We start from the raw sequence: 19668 nt of genomic DNA, 5'->3' as shown, positions 1-19668 counted from the left end.
CTCCTCCTTGATTTCGCTGCGGGGAGCACCCGATGCCCTGCGCACCTGGACGCGCTGCTGGTGCGCAGCCGATCAACCAGTGCTCGTCACCCTGAACAGTGCAGAGCTACGAAAACGCCTTGATCACCGCCGGCACCGTCAGCACCGCCGTGTAGTAACCCATGAATTGCACCCCGGTGTTGAACCCGATGGCGCGCGACAAGAGCCCGCCGAGCAGGCCCATCGTGAGGATCACCAGCAACCCGAGCAACTGGCCTTCCCACACGCTGATCACCACGATCAGCCCGACGAAGGTCGCGATGATCGCCTCGTGGCTCACCTTGCGCGAGACGAAGAGCGCCGCGCGGCGCGCGAAATTCATCGTGAACGGGTAGGCCACCAGCGCCGCGAGCACCACGGCCAGCATTCCGTAGCCGAGAAACTCCCAGTGGTTCAGGAGGTTGTGCAGGTTGTGCGTCTGGCCCGTGGCCGAATCGATGGTGAACACCGGCGGCGCATTGAAGAGCGGCGCGGCCGGGCCGGCAGCCACCGGGCTCAGCGGCAGGCCAATGGCGATCAGCGGGATCAGCGCCTCGGCGATGTAGGTCGCCTCGGTCACGCCGTTGCGCGCGGCCAGCGTGGTGGTGAGGCGGTGGTACGCGTGCTTGATGCGCGAGCCGACCAGTTCGCCCAGCACCACCGTCATCGCGACAGGGCTGAACACGAAGGTGGCGCTGGAGATCGCGGCGGTCGCGAAGGTCCACTTCACCTGCGTGCGGTCGAGCACCTTGAACGGATTCGGGAAATAGCCCGTCCAGCCTTTCACGTCCGGTGCGAGCGAGAAGGTGCGCACCTTGTCGCGCTTCATGCGCGCCCGCGCCGCGGGCGAGATCACCGAGAACAGGTCCGCCACCAGCGGCCCGATCGCGATGCCCAGGAAGTAGCTGATGCTGAGCTTCACGCCGTACTTTCCGGTGAGCGCCTGCAGCGCCACGATCACCATCACGAACGGCACCAGCGTGGCCACCGAGGCCCAGCGCCCGCTCGAGAAGTACGCGATGGCCACGGCCGCCACCACGAAGATCCACGGCGCCGCCTTGGTGATGGCCGCGCCGTAGGGCGCGAGCAGCACCGCGAACAGCACGGCCAGCGGCACCGCGATGAAGGCCGCGATGATCGCGCCCGACACCATCTTGCGCAGCGCGATGTGCGGCACGCCCAGGTTGCGCAGCACGTTCGCGTCCTGCAGCAGCGGCGTGGCCATGGTGTCGCCCGGAATGCCCAGGAGCGCCGTGGGCACCGCGTGCGTCATGTGCTTGGCCACGGCGGCCGCCAGGAAGAAGGTGAACACGCCTTCGGGCGGCACGCCCAGCAGCACCACCAGCAGGGTGAGCGGCGCGAGCGTGGTGGTTTCGTCGGTGCCTGAGACGAGGCCGATGGCCGCGAACACGACGGCGCCCACGAGGCCCATGCCCGTGGCGACGAGGATCTGGTTGAGGAGCGCGGCTTCGATCACGGTGCGGCTCCTTCGGTGCCGCGAGCGCGGGGCTTGTACGACGCGAACAGGTCGTAGATCTCCAGCTCCTTCATCTCGCGCACCACCGAGGGCGGCAGGTCGTTGACCGAGCCCAGGTCGCCGTGCTCGCCGGCCAGTTCGGCCAGCACTTCCTCGCGCCAGCGCGGGTCGGGGTCCGTGCCTTCGACCACCTCGCGCTTGGGTGCGAAGAGCTTCGCGCAGATCAGCCCGGAGATGACGCAGCCGCCGAGCCCCGCGAGCATCGCGTAGGCGCGCGCCAGTTCGGGCGTGCTCACGGCGCTCGCGAGCACGCGGCTCGCCACGAGGTAGCCCGTGAGGCTCACGGCGACGCCGATGACGATCGACCACGCGAGGTGGCCGAGGTCGGCCGTGTCGCCCCATATCTCCACCAGCCGCCAGCGTGTGGGCGTTGCACTGTCTGCGTTCATTTGCGATGTCTCCGTCTTGGTTATGTGACGGCCGCTCTCGCAGCCGCCGCGGTTTCGGCCGCGGTCCGTGGTGCGGGGCTCTCCCGCATTTGCTTGCTTGCCTATTTCTTGCGCAGCGCTTCGAGCAGCGCCACGGCGCGGTCGGTGCGCACGTCGTGCTCGGCGGCCATCTGTTTGGCGAGGCTGTCGATCTCGTCGCCCGTGGCGCCCGCGACCAGCGCGATGTTGCGGGCATGCAGCGCCATGTGGCCGCGCTGGATGCCTTCGGTGGCCAGCGCGCGCAGGGCGCCCAGGTTCTGCGCGAGGCCCACGGCCACGGCGACTTCGCCGAGCTCCTGCGCCGACTTCACATCGAGAATCTTCAGTGCAAGCCGCGCGAGCGGGTGGGTCTTGGTGGCGCCGCCCACGAGGCCCACGGGCATCGGCATCTCGATGGTGCCGACGAGCGCGCCTGTCGTGTCTTTCTCCCACGTGGTCAGCGATGTGTAGCGGCCGCTGCGGCACGCATAGGCATGCGCGCCGGCTTCCACCGCGCGCCAGTCGTTGCCGGTCGCGACGATCACCGGATCGACGCCATTCATGATGCCCTTGTTGTGCGTCGCCGCGCGGTAGGGGTCGATGGCCGCGAAGGTGTACGCATCGATCACGCCCTCGACCACTTCCTCGCCGCTGCGCTCGCGCGTGGCCAGCACCGCCGGGGCGAGCCGCACGCGCGCACGCGCCAGCCGAAGGTCCGCCAGGTTCGACAGGATGCGAAGGCGCACCGTGCCGCCCGTGAGCTTCTCGACCAGCGGCGACACCGCCTCGGCCATGGTGTTGACGGTGTTCGCGCCCATCGCGTCGCGCACGTCGACGATGAGGTGCATCACCACCATTGCGCCGCGCGGCGTGTCGCCGAACACATGCACCTCGATGTCGCGGCAGCCGCCGCCCAGGTCGATCAGCACCTTGTCGCGGCTGTTCGCCACGGCCAGGATTTCTTCGCGCGCACGCAGCAGCGCGAGCCGCGCGCCGTAGGGGTCGCTGATGCCGATCACCTGCACCTGCGCGCGCATCAGCGGTCCGGTGCTCGAGGCCTCGAAGCCGCCGCCTTCGCGCGCCAGCTTGGCCATGAACGATGCCGCGGCCACCACCGACGGCTCTTCCACCGCCATCGGCACGAGGTAGTCGCGCCCGTTCACGGTGAAGTTGCCGGCGATGCCCAGCGGCAGCTCGAAGGTGCCGATCACGTTCTCGACCATGCCGTTGGCGCGGTCCACGCTCAGCGCGCCGGGCTGCGCGAGCTGCGCCACCTCGTCGTCGGTGAGCGATGCGGCCTCGGCGATGTGGGCCAGGCGCTGCGCGGGCGCAAGGGCTCGGAAATTGGGGATGCGGGAGTCGGCGACCATCGTTGCGTGTCTCTTGGGAAGATGAATTCGGGAGCAGGCAATTTAGGTCGGCTGTACCGCCGGCGGAAGGCACAGTTTGGCGGGACAGTGCGGACAGTGGTCCGTGAAAGCGGCCCGCTGTGTCACAGTCTCGGCCCATGACCACGATCGCCGATTCGCTCGCCGACACCCTCGCGCGCCAGATCGCGAGCGGCGCCTACAAGGCCGGCGACAAGCTGCCGTCGCTGCGCGAACTGGCGCAGCTGCATGGCTATGCCAAGAACACCGTGGTGGCCGCGTTCGAGCTGCTGGTGTCGCGAGGCCTCGTCGAGCCGCGGCGCGGTTCGGGCTACTTCGTGCTCGCGCAGTCCAGGCCCAAGCCGCCCGAGGAAGACGCGGGCAGCCTCGGCCGCGCGATGGACATCGTGTGGCTCATGCGGGAGCAACTCAAGACGCAGCCCGATGCGGTGGCCGTGGGCGACGGCTTTCCGCCCGTCGAATGGCTCGCCGATGTGCGGCTGGACAAGTACCACCCCAAGGTCGTCCGCACGGGGCTCGGCGCGCTGTTCCGCTACGGCAGCCGCTTCGGCTACGCGCCGCTGCGCGACCACCTCGTGCGCAAGCTCGCGGACTTCGGCATCGGCGCGGAGCCGCGGCAGATCGTGCTCACGCACGGCGCCAACGAGGCGATGGACATCGTCATCCGCTACTTCGTGCCGCCCGGCGGCAAGGTGCTGGTGGACGACCCGGGCTACTACCCGCTCTTCGGCAAGCTCAAGCTCGCGGGCGCGCAAATGCTGGCCGTGCCGCGCCTGGCGGACGGGCCCGACCTCGACGTGCTGGAGCAGTTGCTCATCGCCGAGCGGCCGCGCCTTTTCTTCACGCAGTCGCTCGCGCACAACCCCACGGGCTCCGACATCTCGCCGGCCAAGGCCTTTCGCGTGCTGCAGCTCGCGCAGAAATACAACCTGCTGATCGTGGAGAACGATCCGCTGGCCGACTTCAAGCCGACCGCGTTGCCGCGGCTCTCGGCGCTCGACCAGCTGGAGCGCACGATCTACATCGGCAGCTTCTCCAAGTCGTTCTCGGCGGCGCTGCGCGTGGGCTTCATCGCCTGCGGGGCCGATCTCGCGAGCGACCTCGCGGACCTGAAGGCGCTGATCCATGTGAGCAGCTCGGAGTACAGCGAGCGCACGGTCGATGTGATCCTGAGCGAGGGCCACTACCAGCGGCACCTCAACCGCCTGCAGACGCGCCTGGGCGAGGCCACGCGCAAGGCGTTGCAGCTGTTCGATTCGGTCGACGCGGAGGTCTTCGCCCGCACCCCGCAGTCGCTCTACATCTGGGCGGCGCTGCCCGGCGTGGCCGATTCGCTGGCGTTTGCCAAAGAGTTGCTGCCGCGCAAGATCGTGATGGCGCCGGGGCGCATCTTCAGCGTCGATTCGACGCAGGTCTCACGCTGGTCGCGCTTCAACGTCGGCGCGATGGCCGATCCGCGTTTCGCGAAGGCGCTGCGCACCGCGTTGCGCAGGCGCTCCTGAATCAGCCCTTGAAGGTGCCGTGCCGCCCCGCGCCACGGGCGAAGCGCGCGGCGCCGGCTTCTCCTTCGGCAAAGACGATCGGCACGCCCTGCGCGCCTTCATGGCGAAGTGCCTCGGCCAGCGGCATGTCCCACTGTTCGTAGGCGGAGCGGCGGTCGGTGAGCATGCATTGCTGCGGGAACGCGGCGATCTGCAATGCGAGTTCCCGCGCCGCGGCGAGCGCGCCGCCCGGTGGCGTGACGCGGTTGACCAGGCCCATCGCCAGCGCCTCGGTCGCGGAGACGGGCCGGCCGGTGAGGATCATGTCCAGCGCGCGCCCCATGCCCACGATGCGCGGCAGCCGCACCGTGCCGCCGTCGATCAGCGGCACGCCCCAGCGGCGGCAGAACACGCCGAAGACCGCATCGTCGTCGGCCACGCGCAGGTCGGCGAGCAGCGCCAGTTCGAGGCCGCCTGCCACCGCATAGCCGTTCACCGCGGCGATCAACGGCTTGGACAGCGCCATGCGCGTCGGCCCCATCGGCCCGCTGCCGCCGCCTTCGGGGTCGAGTGCGTTGCGCTCGTCAGGGTTGCCGACGGCGCCCAGGTCGGCGCCGGCGCAGAAGTGACCGCCCGCGCCCGTGAGGATCGCCACGCGCAGCGCATCGTCGGCCTCGAAGCGCTCGAAGGCCTCGCGCAGCTCGGCGGCCACGATGCCGTTGACGGCATTGCGCTTGTCGGGACGGTTCAGTGTGACGGTGCAGACTGCCTGATCCGTGTCATAGCTCACGTATTCCATAGCCATGGATGCGTTCCCTTCGAGGCAAAATTACTTACTCAATAGCTCTGGTTCATCGTAGGAAATATTTCCTCGATGTGCAAACGTGGAAAAAATATGCAATGTGCCGGTCGCCATTCCGAGTGCGCCGGCGCTGATCCTCGACCTGCTCGTCGCGCACAGCGGCATGCTGGGCGCGCAGTCGCTGTGCCGCGCCGGCGCGCTGATGGGCATCGGTGAATCGACGCTGCGCGTGGCCCTGACGCGGCTCGCGAGCGACGGCAAGATCGAACGCAGTGAGCGTGGCAGCTATGCGCTCAACCGCGCGGGGCCGGCGCTGTCGCGCGCGGTCGATGGCTGGCGGCAGCGCGGCGCGCAGGCCGTCGCGTGGCGCGGCGACTGGCTCGCGGTGCATGACGCGGGCGTGCCGCGTTCGGACAAGACGGCCTGGCGGCACCATGGCCTGGCGCTGTCGCTGCGCGGCTTCGCCCCGTTGCAGGCCGGCCTGCACATCCGGCCCGACAACCTCCGGGGCGGGCTGGCGGCCGAGCGCGAACAGCTGCAGGGCCTCGGCCTGTCGTCGAAGGCGCTGGTGTTCCGCCTTGCCGACATGGACAGAGGTACGGAGGAGGCCGCGCGCAAGCTGTGGAACGTGCGTGCGCTGGCGGCTGGCTACCAGCGCCTGCAGACCGGCATCGAGCGCGGCGAGAAGCGGCTGGACAGGCTGCCGCTCGAAGCGGCGGTGCGCGAGTCGCTGCTGCTCGGGCGCGCGGTCATCGCGCACCTCATCCGCGATCCGCTGCTGCCGGCCGAACTCATGTCGCCCGCGCCGCGCATCGCACTGCAGGCCGTCACTCGCCGCTACCAGGACAAGGCGCGCAAGCTGTGGCGCGCGTGGTTTGCCGAGGCCTGACCGCCGCGACCGCGAGCAGCAACTTCAGCCCAGTTCGTCGAACTGGACCACGCCTTCCTTCATGACCAGCGGAATGCGCTCGCCCTGTCCGAGCAGGCATTCGACATCGCGCAGCGGATTGCCATCGACCACGAGGAGGTCGGCCAGCGCACCCGGCACGAGGCGGCCCAGGCGCTCCGGCATGCCCAGCACCTCCGCGCCGACCACGGTGGCGCTCGCGATCGCCTCGGCCGGCGAGAGCACCTCGGCGCGGAGGCGAAACTCGTCGCTCTGCAGGCGCTGCGACTCGCCCAGCAGGTCGGAGCCGAAGCCCATCTTCACGCCGGCCGTCTTGTAGATTTCCAGCGAGCGCAGGCCCGCCTCGCGCACGTCGGCCACCTTGGCCACGCTCTCCTTGGGCAGGCCGAAACTCTCGCCCTCGTTGGCCAGCGCGTCGTAGGTGACCAGCGTCGGCACCGCATAGGCGCCCAGCTCGGCCATCAGCGCGGCCGTGGGCGCGTCCACGAGGTTGCCGTGCTCGATGGTGCGCACGCCGCAGCGCACGGCGCGCGCGATGGCCGCGGCGGTATACGCGTGCGCCATCACGTAGGTGCCGCGCCCCGCGGCTTCTTCCACGATGGCGCGGATCTCGTCCTCGCTGTAGCCGAAGGCGCCGACCGGGTCGGTCGGCGAGGCCACGCCGCCGGAGGCCATGATCTTGATCTGGTCCGCGCCCATCTGCAGCTCTTCGCGCACGGCGCGGCGCACCGCATCGACGCCGTCGACCACGCGCGCCAGCGCACCGACCCGCACGCAGGTCGAGCAGGTCGCGGCCGGATCGAGGAAGTCGGAGCGCCCGCGCATGTCGCCATGCCCGCCGGTCTGGCTCAGCGCGCGGCCCGAGACGAACAGGCGCGGCCCCTGCGCAAGGCCCGAGTCCACCGCCTGCTTGAACGCGAAGCCCGCGCCGCCCGCGTCGCGCACCGTGGTGAAGCCGCGCCGCAGCATGCCACGCAGCATCGGCACGCTGCGCAGCGTGATGAGCACGTTGGGCATGTGGACCTGGCGCGAGAGATTGAGCTCCACCGCGATCACATGCACGTGCAGGTCGATGAGGCCGGGCATCACCGTCTTGCCCTTGACGTCGATGACGCGCGCCGCCTTGCTCTGCAGCGGCTTGTCGGAGACCTCGCGGACCACGCCGCCTTCGACCAGGATGTCGTGGCCTTCGAGCAGGTCCTTTTTCAGCGGGTCGAGCAGGTTCGCGTTCCTGAAAAGAAAGGTGTGCGCCGTCGTCATGCCTGGGGCTCCTTCGCCTGTTGTTGCGCCATCACGGCCGGCACCGCCAGCTGCGCGAACACGCGCGCAAGCTCCACGTGGCTGTCGCCGTACCAGTTCTCCTCGTGCAGCATGTTGAGCGTGCCGAGCGTCTCGCCCTGCCAGCGCAGCGGAATGTTCAGCACGCTGCGGCAGCCGAGCGACACGATGAGTTCGTGGTCGTAGAACACGTCGCGCAGGTCCTCGGCGTTGCGGCCGATGTAGGGCAGGCCGCGCTGCATCACCTGCTGCATCCACGGCGAATCGGTGATGGGCTTGCGCCCGCCCACGGGGTAGGCCTCGCGCATGTTGGTGTACACGCGCTCCGACTCGCGCGCCTCGCGGTGGTGGACCAGGATGGTGAAGAGCCGGTGGCCGATGGTCGATGCGACGGCCTTGTCGATCGCGTCGAACGTGGCGTGCGGCTGCGCGGTGTCGGCGTGCGCGAGCGCTACGGCCGAAAGGGAGTCTTCGAGAGGGTTGGTCTGCATGGTTGTCGGAAGTCGTCAGGAAAGTTCGCCGGCCGCGATGTCTTCGAGCGAGCGGCCGCGCGTGGGAATGCCCATGAACGTGACGGCCGCCGCGCCCAGCAGCAGCACCGCCGTCGTCATGCCGAACACGCCCGCGAAGCCGGCCGTCGGATAGATGAAGCCCACCAGGATCGGCGCGGTGATGCCGCCGATGCGCCCGATGGCCGAGGCCAGGCCCGAGCCCGTCGCGCGCACCTGCGTCGGAAACACCTCGGGCGTGTAGGCGTAGACGCCCGCGTAGGTGCCGTTCATGAAAAAGGACAGCAGCACGCCCGCCACCATGATCTGCGCGTCGCTGTGCGTGAATGCCAGGCCCAGCGCGCAGAGCCCGCCCAGCAGCATGTAGCTCACGATGGTGGCCTGGCGGCCGATGCGCTCGTTGAACCACGCGGCCGAAAAATAGCCGGGAATCTGCGCGATGTACATCACCAGCGAATAGCCGAAGCTCTTGGTGATCGTCATGCCGTTCTGGATCAAAAGGCTCGGAATCCAGGTGAAGAACGAGTAGTAGCTGAACGTGATCGACAGCCACATCAGCCAGGTCATGGTGCTGATGCGGATGAGCTTGCTGGAGACGAGCGTCGCGTAGTTCTTCACGAGGCTGCCGCGGCTCGTGCTGGGCGGCGGGGCGGCGACGTCTTCGGCGTTGAGCGCGGGCAGCGCGTGGCCGTGGCGCACGTGGTTGTCCTCCATCGCGTCCATGATCGCGAGCGCCTCGTTCTCGCGCCCCTGGCTCTCGAGCCAGCGCGGCGACTCGGGCAGCGCGCGGCGCCACCACAGCAGCAGCACCACGGGCAGCGCGGTGATGAAGATGACGATGCGCCAGCCCTGCGGATGCGCCGGCACGATGAAGTAGCCCAGCAGCGCCGCTGCAACGAAGCCGAACGAGAAGAAGCCCGCCAGCGCCCCCGTGAAGGTGCCGCGGTAGCGCCGCGCCACGAACTCCGAGAGATAGGGCGCGATGATCGCGCTCTCCGCGCCGGCGCCGAAGCCGGCCACGATGCGCAGCGCGAGAAAGAGCGTCCAGTCGTTGACCATGCCGCTGAAGAGCGAGGCCACGCAGTAGATCGCGAGCGCCGACATCATCACCTTGCGCCGCCCGATCAGGTCGCCACAGGAGCCGGCCGCCAGCGCGCCGAAGAAGAAGCCGATGAAGTTCGCGCTGGCCAGCACGCCGATCTGCACGCTGCTGAGCCCCCACTCGGTGCGCAGCACCGGCAGCACGAAGGCGATGACCGCGGCGTCCATCGCATCGAAGGTGTAGCCCAGGCCTCCCATGAGGAGCAGGCGTCGATGGAAACCAGAGAAAGGCAGGCGCTCGATGCGCGCCGACAGCATGGTCATGGGAATCCCTCGGCTTCGGGTTGGGTGGGGTGAAGCGGCAGATCGTAGGATCGGGGGGATATCACCGCAAATTTATATGCGTGATTGTGTTTATTGAGCCGGTGAATGAACGGGGACGCACGATGAACTACCGCAATGCCGACCTGAACCTGCTGAAGGTCTTCGAGGCGCTGATGACCGAAGGTAACGTCACGCGCGCGGCCAGCAAGCTGTCGCTGACGCAGCCGGCGGTGAGCAACGCGCTGCGCCGGCTGCGCGACACCTTCGACGACCCGCTCTTCGTGCGCAGCGGCGCGGGCGTCAACCCGACCCGGCGCGCCATCGATCTCTGGGAGCCGCTGTCGCAGTCGCTGCATGCGATCCGCGCGACCATGGACGTGGAGCGCTTCGACGCGCTGCGCAGCACCGCGAGCGTGAGCATCGCGATGTCCGACTACGTCGCTTCGATCGTGGTGCCGCGGCTGGCGGCGCGGCTGGGCAAGGTCGCGCCGGCGATGCAGGTCCATGCCATTCCGAACACGCTGGTGGATTTCGGCCCGGTGCTGGCCGACAACAAGGCCGACTTCGCGATCAGCGTCTACAACGAGGAGGTGCGGCGGCCTGCGTTCCTCAAGTCGAGGGCGTTGTGGTCACCCGATTTCCTCTGCTTCATGCGCGCGGGGCATCCGCTGGCGCGCACGGGCAGGATTCCGCTCAAGAAATTCCTGGCGGCCCGGCATGTGGATGTGAGCCTTGTCGGCAAGACCACGCCGACCTACGACCTCTTTCTGCGCAGCCGCGGGCTGCAGCGCAACCTGGTGGCGACGGTGAACCACTACGGAGCGGCCTACGAAGTGGTGCGCCGATCCGACCTGATCGCGGTGCTGCCGTGGTCGGAGAAGTTCGAGCCCTCGCGCCTGGCGGGCCTGCGCAAGATGCCGGTGCCGCTGGAGGCGCCGCCGCGCATCATCGAGCTGTTCTGGCACCAGCGGCACGAGACCTCGGCGCTGCACCAGTGGCTGCAGAACACGCTGCTGTCGCTGTTCGAGCAGCCCTCGTGATCAGCCGCGCAGCCGCACCACCTGCGGGTCGCTTTCCACCGCATGCAGGCGTGCCACATCGGCCGCGCGCCGCGTGAGCACCGCGCGCTGGTTGATGTAGCCCTTGTCAGTGATCTCGCCCGCGTCCAGGCTCGGCGGTTCGGCCAGCACCAGCGCGCACGCGGGGCACTGCGACGACCCCGCGCCTTCGTCGCGCAGCGAACGCAGCACGCCGGCAATGCGCTCGGCCAGCGCCCCGGATGCGAGCGACGCACCCTGCGGGCTGGCAAACACCAGCATGCCGATCTCGTCGCGGTCGTGGCCGGTGAGCACCACGTCCTGCACATGCGGCGCGAGCAGCGACACCAGCTTCACGCGCAGCGTGCCCACCGAGACCCAGGTGCCGGTCGAGAGCTTGAAGTCTTCGGCCACGCGGCCGTTGAAGATCACGCCGTGCGCGGGCTCAGCGGCGCTCGCGAGAAAGCCGGCGTCGCCGATGCGGTAGTAGCCCTCTTCGTCGAAGGCCTCCGCGGTTTCGCGCGGCGCATCGCGGTAGCCGGGAAACACCGAGACGCCCTTGACCCGCATCTCCAGCTTCTGGCCGTTGGGCACGAACTTGAGCTCGAGCCCCGGCAGCGGCGCGCCGATGCAGCCGGCGCCGTCGAGCTTCCAGTGCGCCGAGGTGATGGCGGGCGAGGTCTCGGTCGCGCCCCACGAGGTGGTGAGCCACAGCGGGCGCGTGGGCCGCACGCGTTGCGCGACCGCTTCGAGCCGCTGCCATGTCGAAGGCGCGAGCGCCGCCGCCGCGTAGAACGCGAGCCGCAGCCGCGAGAACACTTCCGTCGCGAGCGCCTCGTCGGCTTCGAGAAAGGGCAGCAGCATGTCGAAGCCGCGCGGCACGTTGAACAGCAGCGTGGGCTTCACCTCGCGCAGGTTGCGCACCGTCTTCTCGATCAGGCCCGGCGCGGGCCGGCCCTCGTCGATGTAGAGCGCGCCGCCATGGCACAGCACCATGTGCAGGTTGTAGTTCGCGCCGAAGGTGTGGCTCCACGGGAGCCAGTCGACCAGCACCGGCTTCTCGTGTGCGAGGAAGCGCCAGGTCTGCGCCATCATCTGCTGGTTGGCGCACAGCATGCGGTGCGTATTGATCACTACCTTGGGCTTGCCGGTGGAGCCGGAGGTCAGCAGGTACTTGGCGTGGGTGTCGGGAAGGATGGTTGCGAAGGCTTCCATCACGGCCGGTGTTTCCTCCGTCGCGAGCAATCGGTCGAAAGCCATCGCGCCCGGGTGCGCGTCGGCGTTGCGGCTGAACACCGTGACGGCCTCGATGCCGCAGCCCGTCAGCGCGCCGCCGTACACCTTGGCGTCGGATGCGTAGATCAGCGAAGGCCCGAGCGCCTTCAGCATGCCGTGCAGCCGCGACGGGTCCTTGGCCATGCGCGAGTACGCGCTCGAGAGCGAGCACGCGGTGCGGCCGATGTGCATCGCCGCGAGCATCAGCACCGCGTGGTCGATCGCGTTGTCCGAGAGGATCACGAGGGGCTGGCCTGCCGGCAGCTTGAGGTCGAGCAGCGATTGCGCCACCGCGCCCACGGCATGGCGCAGCGCGCGGTAGTCGAGCTTGCGCCAGCCCTCGCCGGTCGCGTCGCGCTCGGCGAATGCCAGCGCGTCGGGCGTCTCGCGCGCCCAGCGTTCGATCCATTCGCCGATGCAGCGCGCATAGGGCTTGAGCGCCTGCGGCGAGCGCAGCGCGAAGGAGCCGTCGTCGAAGTCGATGCGCACCGTGCGGGGCGGGGCGATGAGGTTTTCGTCCTGGAGGAAGTCGGTCATTTTTGTGTTCCGAAGTTTTGTTCAGGGCGGGTGCACAGGCCACCGGGTACTCCCCTCCGCGAATGTCCCCCGGGCTTCGCCCTCCTCCTTGATTTCGCTGCGGGGAGTACCCGATGCCCTGCGCACTCGGGCACGTTGCTGGTGATCGGCGATCAACGACCGCTCTGAAAACGAGCACGCCGATGGGGTGCCTTGCGCAGCGAAATCAAGGAGGAGCCGAAGGCGGGGGACATTCGCGGAGCAAGGTACCCCGTCGGCGGGATCGCACCCTGAACGCGCAGCGCAACGCACCGAAGAGCAAGGTTTCATCTAGCCGAGCTTGCCGGTATCGGCCTTCGCGCGAATCAGGTCTAACAGCAGGGTGTCGCGTGCGGCTTCGAGGTCGCTGGTGCGGCGCGCGCCCAGTTCATGCGCGACACCCTCGGTGACCTTCTGCTTGAGCTCGGCCGTCATCGACGGCGCGCCCAGGTCCTTCCACCAGTCCTCGATCGGCCCGCCCAGGTGCGCGAGCACATGTTCGATGCCGCCCGCACCGCCCGACAGATGCAGGTTCATGAACGGTCCCATCACCGCCCAGCGCAGGCCGGGGCCGTGCGCGATCGCCGTGTCGATGTCCGCCACGCTCGCCACGCCTTCGTTGACGAGATGGAAGGCCTCGCGCCAAAGCGCCGCCTGCAGCCGGTTCGCGATGTGCCCCTTGACCTCGCGCTTCACGTGGATCGGCCGCTTGCCGATGGCCGCGTAGAACGCCATCGTGCGGTCGATGGCCTCGGCCGAGGTCTGCTCGCCGCCGATCACCTCCACCAGCGGAATCAGGTGCGGCGGATTGAACGGATGCCCGAGCACCACGCGCTGCGGATGCGCGCAGCCCGACTGCACGCCGCTGATCGCATGCCCCGACGAACTCGACGCGAGGATGGTCTCCGGCGGCGCGGCCGCGTCCATGCGACGGAACAGGTCGATCTTGAAGTCCATGCGCTCGGGGCCGTTCTCCTGCACGAAGTCGGCGACGGACACCGCGTCTTCCAGGCTGTCGTGAAAGCGCAGCCGGTCCACCGAGGCACCCTCGGCGAGGCCGAAGCGCGCGAGCGTCGGCCAATGCTGCGCCACCGCGGCGCGCAGCCGGTCTTCGGCGCCGGGCGACGGATCGGTCGCGTTCACGTCCAGGCCGTGCGCGAGGAAGTACGCGGCCCAGCTCGCGCCGATCACGCCGGTGCCGACGACCGCGACGCGGTGCACATTCAGGAGGGTCATGATTTCCACCGCGCGCAGCGGCTCTCTGCCTTCGTCGTCCATGCGGCCTCGCCGCGGATCGGCTCGACCACCTTGTAGTAGTCCCACGGCTCTTTCGATTCGTCGGGCGTCTTCACCTGCATCAGCTGCATGTCGTGCACCATGAGGCCGTCGTCGCGCAGCCACCCGCCCTTGACGAACATGTCGTTGAACCTGGTCTTGCGAAGTTGCGCCATCACCTTGTCGGCATCGTCGCTGCCCGCGGCCTTCACCGCCTGCAGGTACTGCAGCGCGGCCGAATAGTCGCCGGCGTGGAAGGAGGAGGGCATGCGCTTGTGCTTGTCGAAGAAGCGCCGCGCCCAGGTGCGCGCTTCGGGGCTCTGGTTCCAGTACCAGCTGTCGGTGAGGTACATGCCCTGCGAGGTCTTCAGGCCGAGCGCGTGCACGTCGTTGATGGTGATGATCATGCCGGCCAGCTTCATGTTCTTGCTGATGCCGAACTCGGCCGCCGACTTGATCGCGTTCACCGTGTCGCCGCCCGCGTTGGCGAGCGCCAGCACCTGCGCCTTCGAGCCCTGCGCCTGCAGCATGAACGACGAGAAATCGCTCGCGCCCAGCGGGTGCTTCACAGAGCCCGCGACCGTGCCGCCGCTGGCGTTGATGATCTTGGCCGCATCGGTCTGCAGCGCCGCGCCAAAGGCGTAGTCGGCGGTCACGAAGTACCAGCTCTTGCCGCCCGCCTTGACCACCGCGCTCGCGGTGCCGCGCGCCATCGCCACCGTGTCGTAGGCGTAGTGCACCGTGTAGGGCGAGCAGTATTCGTTGGTGAGGCTCGATGCGCCCGAGCCGACCACGAAGTACGGCTTCTTCTTGTCGGCCGCCACGCCCGCCATCGCGATGGCCGCGCCGGAGTTGACGCCCGCGATCAGCATGTCGACCTTCTGCACGTCGAACCACTCGCGCGCCTTGGCCGCGGCGATGTCGGGCTTGTTCTGGTGGTCGGCGGTGACCAGCTCGATCTTCCTGCCGTCGATCGCGCCGCCCATGTCGGTGATCGCCATGCGGATGGCCTCGGCGCCGGCCGGGCCGTCGTAGTCGCGGTAGATGCCCGACATGTCGCTGATGAAGCCGATGCGGATGGTGTCGTCCGACACCTGCGCCGAAGCGCCGGTGGTGGCGAAGGCGGCGCCGAGTGCGATGGCCAGCGCAGTGCGCGAGAGATGGGTGTTCATGGTCTTGTCTCCGGTCGTTGTAGTTGTTCGTTCGATCGTTTGTTCGTTCAGCCCAGCGCGAACTCGGGCCGCGGCGTGCCGGTGCGCGGCAGCCCCATCATCTGGCGCGCCTCGGCCGGCGTGGCCACTTCCATGTCCAGCTCGCGGATCACCCGCACGATGCGCTCGGTGAGCTGCACGTTGGTGGCCAGCTCGCCGTGGCGGAAGTAGAGGTTGTCTTCGAGCCCCACGCGCGCATGCCCGCCCAGCAGCAGCGCCGCCACGTTGGCTTCGAGCTGCGAGGGGCCGATGCCGCTCACGCAGAAGATGCTGCCCTTGGGAAGCGTGTCCACCATCATCTGCAGGAAGCGCGGCGAGTACGGCATCGCGTTCTGGAAGTTGCGGTGCACGTTCATCACCAGGTTGATGAAGTAGGGCTCCTCGTCGTGGCCCTCGCCGATCAGCGTGGTCGCGTCCTGCAGGATGTGCGTGGGGCTGAACACCTCCCACTCGGGTTTGATGCCGCGCGCCTTCATGCCAGCGGCGAGTTCGCGCCCGCGCGTGATGGGCGTGTCCATCAGGATCTGCTTGCCCTCGAAGCTCAGGTTCAGCGTGGTCGCGTCCAGCGTGCACATCTCGGCGCCGGCGTCCATGCCCTTGATGCGCTCTTCCCACGCGATCTCCCAGCGGTCGCCCGCGAGCGGCTTGACCATGTCGCCGTGCACGCCGCCGCCGGTGGAGTTGTTGATGACGATGTCGCAGCCGCCCGCGCGGATGCGGCTGTTGATGTCGCGGTAGACATCGGCGTTGCAGGTCGCGCCATCGTCGGGCCGCCGCGCATGGATCGCCACCACGCTCGCGCCGGCGTTCCAGCAGCGCAGCACGTCGGCGGCGATCTCGGCGGGCTGGGTGGGAAGGTGCGGGTTCTGCGACTTGTGCGCCATGCCGCCGGTGGGGGCGATGGTCACGATCACTTTGCGCTTGGACGACATGGCGTTTTCCTGGTGTCTTGCATGAGGGGCGCGCTATTATTTTTGGGAGCGCATGCACACTCAGTCATCGCGACGACATTTGGGCTCAGGGTTTACACACCCAAGCCTCCAGGAGCTTCATTCCATGCCCACGAAGAAGGCGGAGCCGGCCATCGCGGCGGCATCGCTGACCATTCCTCAACTGCTGCAAGGCTCGGCCTGGTTTCCGCTGCTCGATGCGGACGCGGCCGAGCGCGTGCGCGACGAGATGCGCGAAGTCGAGGTGGCCGCCGGCGCCGCGCTGTGCCGGCGCGGCGACACGCCGCTGCACTGGTACGGCACGCTGGAGGGGCTGCTCAAGTGGTCGATCACCTCCAGCGACGGCCGCTCGGTGACCCTCGGCGCGCTCTCCGTCGGCAGCTGGTTCGGCGAAGGCACGCTGCTGCGCGCGGTGCCGCGCTCGGCCGACATCATCGCGCTGCGCGCGAGCCGCGTGGCGCGACTGCCGCTGGAGACCTTCGAGTGGCTGCACCGCACGCAGCGCGGCTTCGATCATTTTTTGCTGCAGCAGATCAACGAGCGGCTGCACTGGTTCATGGGCAACTACGCGGCGCACCGCCTGCTCGACGCCGACAGCCAGGTGGCGCGCGCGCTCGCGGGGCTCTTCCACCCGTGGCTGCATCCGGGAAGCGAGCCGTACCTGCAGACTTCGCAGGAGGAGATCGCGAATCTCTCGGGGGTGTCGCGGCAACGGTGCAATGCGGCGTTGAACCGCTTGAAGGAGGCGGGGTTTCTGCGGATCGAGTACGGGGGGATCACCGTGATCGATCTGGAGGGGCTGCGGCGGTTTATCGAGTAGGCCGTCAGCGCCCGTTCGCTTTCATTGCGCTTTCTTGGCGCCCTCCGCAAGGCGCTTGCGGTATTCGGTCGTCGTCACCCCTCCAAACCCCCAGTCGTCCGTATCGATCTCCTCGATCACGATGTGCGTCCACTCTGGTGGCTTCTTCAGCACGCGCTCGAGGACTTCGGTGAACTCGGCGATGACCTGGGTCTTCTGCTCGCGCGTGACGCCGTCGCGGGTGATCTTCAGATTGACGAAAGGCATGGTGTGCTCCTTGGCGATGTGTGCGTGAACGAGGCGATCACCAGGTGCCGGCGCTCGCGCCGCCATCCACCGCCAGCACCACGCCCGAGGTGAAGCCCGCGCCGGTGAGGTACAGCACCGCATCGGCGATCTCGCGCACGGTCGCGATGCGGCCGGCGGGCGCCAGGCCGCTCAGAAAACCGTGGTTCTCGGACGGGTGCATCGGCGTGTCGACGATTCCGGGCGCCACCGCGTTCACCTGGATGTTGTGCGGCGAGAGTTCCAGCGCCAGTGCGCGCGTCGCGGCGTTGATGCCGCCCTTGACCAGCACGGGCACCAGGGCCGGCACCTTCAGGTTCGGCTGCAGCGCGATGCCCGCGGTGATGTTCACGATGTGGCCCTTGCGGCGCGGGATCATGTGCTTCGCCGCGGCCTGCGAGGCGTAGACGAAGCCCTTGAGGTTGGTGACGACCAGCTGGTCCAACTCTTCCTCGGTGTAGTCGATGAAGGGCTTGGCATTGAAGATGCCCGCGTTGTTGATGAGCACGTCGACCTGGCCGAAGCGCTCCACCGCGCGAGCGATGAGTTGTTCCGCCGTGTCGCGCCGGCCGATGTCGCCTGCGACGCCGAGGAAGCGCGCGGGGTTGCCCAGTTGCTTGGCGGCGGCCGCGAGCCGCTCTTCGGTGCGCGCATTCGCGACCACGCTGAAGCCGCGTTCCAGGTACGCCTGCGCGAGCCCCAGGCCGATGCCGCTCGAGGCGCCGGTGATGACGACGGTGGGGGTAGATGTGCTGTCTTGCATGTCGGGTTCTCCAGAAGTTGATGACGTGAGGTGAACTGTATTGATGACACGCACATAGATAAATCACTAGACTCGTACTTCACTTGATACGCGAGGTAATCAATCCCATGCAGCGGCAGTTCGGCGACATCCTTCTCGGCAGCATCGAACTCTTCTGCCTCGCGGCGGAAACGGGCGGCTTCACCTCGGCGGCGCTTGCGGCAGGCGTGACGCCGGCGGCTGTCAGCCGCTCGATCTCGCGCCTGGAAAAGCGGCTGGGCCTGCGCCTGTTCGTGCGCACCACGCGCAGCGTGCGGCTCACCGACGCGGGGCGCTCGTACTTCGCGCAGTGCCGCCAGGCGCTCGCGCAACTGGCTGAGGCCGAGCGCGAAGTGATGGGCCAGCAGGCCAAGCCCTCGGGCACGCTGCGCATCAGCGTGCCGACCACCTACGGCCATCACCGCATCCTGCCGATGCTGCCGGCGTTCCGCGAACGCTTTCCCGACATCCGGCTGCACGTGCACCTGAGCAACCGCAACATCGACTTCGTGGAAGAGGGCTACGACATGGCCGTGCGCGTGCGCGCGCAGCCCGACTCCACGCTGATCGCGCGGCACCTGGAAGACGCGGCGCTCGTGGTGGTCGCGACGCGCAAGTACCTGAAGAAAGCCGGCACGCCTCGCACGCCGGACGACCTTGCGGCGCACGAGTGCATCCAGTTCGAACTGCCCAGCAGCGGGCGGCGCATCTCGTGGCTCTTCAAGGAAGACGGCAAGGACCGCGAGGTCTTCGCGGACAGCGCCTACAGTTGCTCGGACGATGTGCTCGGTGGCGTCACGCTCGCCAGGAGCGGCGCCGGGCTGTTCCAGACCTACCGCTTCGTGGTGGAGAAGGAGATCGCCGACGGCACGCTCGTCGAAGTGCTCAAACCCTTCGCGGGCCGCTCGCGCCCCTACACGCTGCTGTACCCGGACGGGCGGCATGTGCCGCTGCGCATGCGGGTGTTCATCGATTTTCTGATGGCGCAGCGGGCTGTGTGATCGAACAAAGCCGTTCGGGCTGAGCTTGTCGAAGCTTTGCGCGGCGCTTCGACAGGCTCAGCGTGAACGGTTTGTTGTCTGCGAAGCCTCAGCACAAACGGCAGTCAGACGCCCAGCAATTCTTCCAGCGCCTGCGGCTCCGCCAGCAGATCGGCCGACGCTCCGTGCCGCACGATCTGCCCCTTCTCCATCACCACCGCGAGGTCGGTGTGCGCGAGCACCTTGCGGTAGTCGCGGTCCACGATCAGCGTGGCGATGCCGGTGCTGCGGATCTCGCCGATCACGCGCCAGATCTCCGCCACGATCAGCGGCGCGAGGCCTTCGGTGGCTTCGTCAAGGATCAAGAGGCGCGGGTTTGTCATCAGCGCCCGGCCGATCGAGAGCATCTGCTGCTCGCCGCCCGAGAGCTGCTGGCCCCCGTGCGAGAGGCGCTCGGCCAGCCGCGGAAAGGTGGCCATCACGCGGTCGAAGGTCCAGGCGCGGCGCCCGTCGATGCCCGCGCGCTCGCTCATCACGAGGTTCTCGCGCACCGAGAGGTTCGGGAAGATGCCGCGGCCCTCGGGCACGTAGCCGATGCCAAGGCGCGCCATCTTCTCGGGCGGCCAGCCGGTGACGGTGCGGCCGTCCACCTGCACTTCGCCCGAGGCGGGCCGCACGTAGCCCATCATGCTGCGGATGAGCGTGGTCTTGCCCATGCCGTTGCGTCCGAGCAGGCCCACCGAGGTGGCCGTCGGGATGCCGGCATGCACGCCGCGCAGGATGTGGCTGTTGCCGTAGTAGGTGTTGAGGTCGCGCACGATCAGCATG

19 protein-coding genes are annotated in these 19668 nt (G+C 68.4%); 5 read left to right on the top strand and 14 right to left on the bottom strand.

Annotation, left to right across the window (positions count from 1 at the left end; translation table 11 throughout):
* Positions 1-106: 106 nt before the first annotated feature.
* The 3 genes from ACZYRS_RS00825 to ACZYRS_RS00815 all read right to left on the bottom strand — a co-directional run bounded on the left by ACZYRS_RS00825 (position 107) and on the right by ACZYRS_RS00815 (position 3332).
* Positions 107-1492: a tripartite tricarboxylate transporter permease gene (locus ACZYRS_RS00825; RefSeq protein ID WP_463422434.1), complete on the bottom strand. Its 1386-nt coding sequence runs from the start codon at positions 1490-1492 to the stop codon at positions 107-109.
* Positions 1492-1944, bottom strand: coding sequence for a hypothetical protein (locus ACZYRS_RS00820; protein WP_198785532.1), 453 nt, complete (start codon positions 1942-1944; stop codon positions 1492-1494). Before ACZYRS_RS00820 ends, ACZYRS_RS00825 begins: the two co-directional genes overlap by 1 nt.
* Positions 1945-2045: 101 nt before the next feature.
* Complete coding sequence (locus ACZYRS_RS00815) at positions 2046-3332, bottom strand: hydroxymethylglutaryl-CoA reductase, degradative (protein WP_463417766.1); 1287 nt, start codon at positions 3330-3332, stop codon at positions 2046-2048.
* Positions 3333-3469: 137 nt separating this feature from the next.
* Between ACZYRS_RS00815 and ACZYRS_RS00810 the strand changes: the two genes are divergently transcribed.
* A complete protein-coding gene (locus ACZYRS_RS00810) occupies positions 3470-4852 on the top strand; it encodes an aminotransferase-like domain-containing protein (RefSeq protein WP_198785534.1) in 1383 nt (460 codons plus the stop codon).
* A gap of 1 nt (position 4853) precedes the next feature.
* Here the strand turns inward: ACZYRS_RS00810 and ACZYRS_RS00805 are convergent, their stop codons facing one another.
* Positions 4854-5636: a crotonase/enoyl-CoA hydratase family protein gene (locus ACZYRS_RS00805; protein WP_463417765.1), complete on the bottom strand. Its 783-nt coding sequence runs from the start codon at positions 5634-5636 to the stop codon at positions 4854-4856.
* 79 nt (positions 5637-5715) lie between these two features.
* On the opposite strand from ACZYRS_RS00805, the gene ACZYRS_RS00800 reads away from it, so the two are divergent.
* On the top strand, positions 5716-6522 hold the full coding sequence (locus ACZYRS_RS00800; protein ID WP_463417764.1) for a PaaX family transcriptional regulator: 807 nt from the start codon (positions 5716-5718) through the stop codon (positions 6520-6522).
* A 24-nt stretch (positions 6523-6546) separates the two neighbouring features.
* On the opposite strand, the gene ACZYRS_RS00795 is transcribed toward ACZYRS_RS00800, so the two are convergent.
* Genes ACZYRS_RS00795 through ACZYRS_RS00785 form a run of 3 tightly spaced genes read right to left on the bottom strand, consistent with a single transcriptional unit; the run spans position 6547 to position 9692 of the window.
* A complete protein-coding gene (locus ACZYRS_RS00795; RefSeq protein WP_463417763.1) occupies positions 6547-7800 on the bottom strand; it encodes a metal-dependent hydrolase family protein in 1254 nt (417 codons plus the stop codon).
* Complete coding sequence (locus ACZYRS_RS00790) at positions 7797-8309, bottom strand: GAF domain-containing protein (protein WP_198785537.1); 513 nt, start codon at positions 8307-8309, stop codon at positions 7797-7799. Before ACZYRS_RS00790 ends, ACZYRS_RS00795 begins: the two co-directional genes overlap by 4 nt.
* A 15-nt stretch (positions 8310-8324) precedes the next feature.
* Complete coding sequence (locus ACZYRS_RS00785; protein ID WP_463417762.1) at positions 8325-9692, bottom strand: MFS transporter; 1368 nt, start codon at positions 9690-9692, stop codon at positions 8325-8327.
* A gap of 122 nt (positions 9693-9814) precedes the next feature.
* Here ACZYRS_RS00785 and ACZYRS_RS00780 point away from each other — a divergent pair, with 122 nt between their 5' ends.
* Entirely contained in the window at positions 9815-10732 is a 918-nt protein-coding gene (locus ACZYRS_RS00780; protein WP_463417761.1) for a LysR family transcriptional regulator, read from the top strand.
* On the opposite strand, the gene ACZYRS_RS00775 is transcribed toward ACZYRS_RS00780, so the two are convergent.
* The 4 genes from ACZYRS_RS00775 to ACZYRS_RS00760 form a co-directional block, all read right to left on the bottom strand.
* Complete coding sequence (locus tag ACZYRS_RS00775; protein WP_463417760.1) at positions 10733-12541, bottom strand: feruloyl-CoA synthase; 1809 nt, start codon at positions 12539-12541, stop codon at positions 10733-10735.
* Positions 12542-12850: 309 nt separating this feature from the next.
* The gene (locus ACZYRS_RS00770) at positions 12851-13795 is read right to left on the bottom strand and encodes a 3-hydroxyacyl-CoA dehydrogenase NAD-binding domain-containing protein (RefSeq protein WP_463417759.1); all 945 of its coding nucleotides are present in this window, start codon (positions 13793-13795) and stop codon (positions 12851-12853) included.
* Positions 13792-15006 (bottom strand): ABC transporter substrate-binding protein, encoded by a 1215-nt coding sequence (locus ACZYRS_RS00765; RefSeq protein WP_463417758.1) that lies wholly within the window; start codon positions 15004-15006, stop codon positions 13792-13794. Before ACZYRS_RS00765 ends, ACZYRS_RS00770 begins: the two co-directional genes overlap by 4 nt.
* A gap of 47 nt (positions 15007-15053) precedes the next feature.
* Positions 15054-15977: a beta-keto acid cleavage family enzyme gene (locus tag ACZYRS_RS00760; protein WP_463417757.1), complete on the bottom strand. Its 924-nt coding sequence runs from the start codon at positions 15975-15977 to the stop codon at positions 15054-15056.
* A 124-nt stretch (positions 15978-16101) separates the two neighbouring features.
* Between ACZYRS_RS00760 and ACZYRS_RS00755 the strand changes: the two genes are divergently transcribed.
* Positions 16102-16815 carry a Crp/Fnr family transcriptional regulator gene (locus ACZYRS_RS00755; protein ID WP_198785544.1) on the top strand — a complete coding sequence of 238 codons (714 nt, stop codon included), beginning with the start codon at positions 16102-16104 and terminating at the stop codon, positions 16813-16815.
* A 21-nt stretch (positions 16816-16836) separates the two neighbouring features.
* On the opposite strand, the gene ACZYRS_RS00750 is transcribed toward ACZYRS_RS00755, so the two are convergent.
* Complete coding sequence (locus tag ACZYRS_RS00750) at positions 16837-17061, bottom strand: tautomerase family protein (protein WP_463417756.1); 225 nt, start codon at positions 17059-17061, stop codon at positions 16837-16839.
* Between the two features lie 37 nt (positions 17062-17098).
* Entirely contained in the window at positions 17099-17842 is a 744-nt protein-coding gene (locus ACZYRS_RS00745) for an SDR family NAD(P)-dependent oxidoreductase (RefSeq protein ID WP_463417755.1), read from the bottom strand.
* 107 nt (positions 17843-17949) lie between these two features.
* On the opposite strand from ACZYRS_RS00745, the gene ACZYRS_RS00740 reads away from it, so the two are divergent.
* Positions 17950-18861 carry a LysR family transcriptional regulator gene (locus ACZYRS_RS00740; protein ID WP_463417754.1) on the top strand — a complete coding sequence of 304 codons (912 nt, stop codon included), beginning with the start codon at positions 17950-17952 and terminating at the stop codon, positions 18859-18861.
* A gap of 104 nt (positions 18862-18965) precedes the next feature.
* Here the strand turns inward: ACZYRS_RS00740 and ACZYRS_RS00735 are convergent, their stop codons facing one another.
* Positions 18966-19667: an ABC transporter ATP-binding protein gene (locus ACZYRS_RS00735; RefSeq protein ID WP_013538565.1), complete on the bottom strand. Its 702-nt coding sequence runs from the start codon at positions 19665-19667 to the stop codon at positions 18966-18968.
* Position 19668: the final 1 nt, after the last annotated feature.

It is taken from the genome of Variovorax sp. AC194, from assembly GCF_979257995.1.
Note: the sequence above shows the minus strand (reverse complement) of the source record. Positions and strands in the feature narration are given on the sequence as shown.

Excerpts from the sequence above, each read along its gene's own strand:
- ACZYRS_RS00820 (WP_198785532.1), bottom strand. The coding sequence starts at position 1,944 with ATGAACGCAGACAGTGCAACGCCCACACGCTGGCGGCTGGTGGAGATA.
- ACZYRS_RS00815 (WP_463417766.1), bottom strand. The coding sequence starts at position 3,332 with ATGGTCGCCGACTCCCGCATCCCCAATTTCCGAGCCCTTGCGCCCGCG.
- ACZYRS_RS00810 (WP_198785534.1), top strand. The coding sequence starts at position 3,470 with ATGACCACGATCGCCGATTCGCTCGCCGACACCCTCGCGCGCCAGATC.
- ACZYRS_RS00805 (WP_463417765.1), bottom strand. The coding sequence starts at position 5,636 with ATGGCTATGGAATACGTGAGCTATGACACGGATCAGGCAGTCTGCACC.
- ACZYRS_RS00795 (WP_463417763.1), bottom strand. The coding sequence starts at position 7,800 with ATGACGACGGCGCACACCTTTCTTTTCAGGAACGCGAACCTGCTCGAC.
- ACZYRS_RS00790 (WP_198785537.1), bottom strand. The coding sequence starts at position 8,309 with ATGCAGACCAACCCTCTCGAAGACTCCCTTTCGGCCGTAGCGCTCGCG.
- ACZYRS_RS00785 (WP_463417762.1), bottom strand. The coding sequence starts at position 9,692 with ATGACCATGCTGTCGGCGCGCATCGAGCGCCTGCCTTTCTCTGGTTTC.
- ACZYRS_RS00780 (WP_463417761.1), top strand. The coding sequence starts at position 9,815 with ATGAACTACCGCAATGCCGACCTGAACCTGCTGAAGGTCTTCGAGGCG.
- ACZYRS_RS00775 (WP_463417760.1), bottom strand. The coding sequence starts at position 12,541 with ATGACCGACTTCCTCCAGGACGAAAACCTCATCGCCCCGCCCCGCACG.
- ACZYRS_RS00770 (WP_463417759.1), bottom strand. The coding sequence starts at position 13,795 with ATGACCCTCCTGAATGTGCACCGCGTCGCGGTCGTCGGCACCGGCGTG.
- ACZYRS_RS00765 (WP_463417758.1), bottom strand. The coding sequence starts at position 15,006 with ATGAACACCCATCTCTCGCGCACTGCGCTGGCCATCGCACTCGGCGCC.
- ACZYRS_RS00760 (WP_463417757.1), bottom strand. The coding sequence starts at position 15,977 with ATGTCGTCCAAGCGCAAAGTGATCGTGACCATCGCCCCCACCGGCGGC.
- ACZYRS_RS00755 (WP_198785544.1), top strand. The coding sequence starts at position 16,102 with ATGCCCACGAAGAAGGCGGAGCCGGCCATCGCGGCGGCATCGCTGACC.
- ACZYRS_RS00750 (WP_463417756.1), bottom strand. The coding sequence starts at position 17,061 with ATGCCTTTCGTCAATCTGAAGATCACCCGCGACGGCGTCACGCGCGAG.
- ACZYRS_RS00745 (WP_463417755.1), bottom strand. The coding sequence starts at position 17,842 with ATGCAAGACAGCACATCTACCCCCACCGTCGTCATCACCGGCGCCTCG.
- ACZYRS_RS00740 (WP_463417754.1), top strand. The coding sequence starts at position 17,950 with ATGCAGCGGCAGTTCGGCGACATCCTTCTCGGCAGCATCGAACTCTTC.
- ACZYRS_RS00735 (WP_013538565.1), bottom strand. The coding sequence starts at position 19,667 with ATGCTGATCGTGCGCGACCTCAACACCTACTACGGCAACAGCCACATC.